Below are 810 nucleotides of genomic sequence, written 5' to 3'. Positions count from 1 at the left end.
CCGGTTAGTGGCCCGTCCAAGGCCCGTGGTTTCATTTTTCAGGAGCATCGCTTATTTCCGTGGCTTAACGTGGAGAAGAATATTTCAGGTAATCTTTCATTGAAAAATCCGGATATACGCAAAGGGGTGGACGATTTGATATCGCTTGTTAAGCTTAAAGGATTTGAAAGGGTATATCCGCGTCAATTGTCCGGCGGGATGTCGCAGCGTGTTGCCATTGCCAGGGCGCTGTTGCGTAATCCTGAAGTTTTGTTGCTGGATGAGCCCTTCGGTGCATTGGATGCATTCACCCGAACACATCTTCAGGAAGCTTTACTTGAAATATGGGAAAGGAACAAGACAACGATGGTGCTCGTCACCCACGATATTGATGAATCGCTTTTTTTATCGAATAAAGTGGTCGTCATGGATGCCAAGCCCGGAAGGATCAAGGCAATCGTTCCCATTGATTTACCATATCCAAGAACGAGGACAAGCAAGTCTTTTCAGGAATTGAGATCCCATATCCTAAACCTGCTGGACCATCAGCCTCAGGATAGGGAAGATTGGAGTATTTGATTGATTTTTGAAAAAAGAAGGAAAGGATGATGAAAATGTCTTCACAAACCATTGCTCAAAACAAGCAGCTTATCATGAGGGAAAGGAAAAAACAATCAAAAATCGCCAAATCTGCATTGCGTGGCTTTTTCCTGCCCTCAATAGTATTGATTGCCTGGCAGGCATTGGGTTCAGCCGGAATCATGCCGGCCCAATTATTCTCATCACCATCCTTGATCGTCACGGCTTTCATAGATCTCGTCCGATCAGGGG

Annotated in this window: 1 protein-coding gene and 1 pseudogene; both read left to right on the top strand. The window is 45.3% G+C overall.

The genetic code is table 11. The annotated features are described in order from the left end of the window. Positions 1–558: ABC transporter ATP-binding protein (locus CVN76_RS01610; RefSeq protein WP_100530144.1), on the top strand; the 558-nt coding region annotated here is incomplete at its 5' end. A 26-nt stretch (positions 559–584) separates the two neighbouring features. After that, a pseudogene (locus CVN76_RS01605) lies at positions 585–810 on the top strand (ABC transporter permease); the annotation flags it as partial.

Source organism: Bacillus sp. mrc49, from assembly GCF_002803435.1.
The sequence above is the reverse complement of the archived record's forward strand: the minus strand, read 5'-3'. Positions and strand labels throughout refer to the sequence as shown.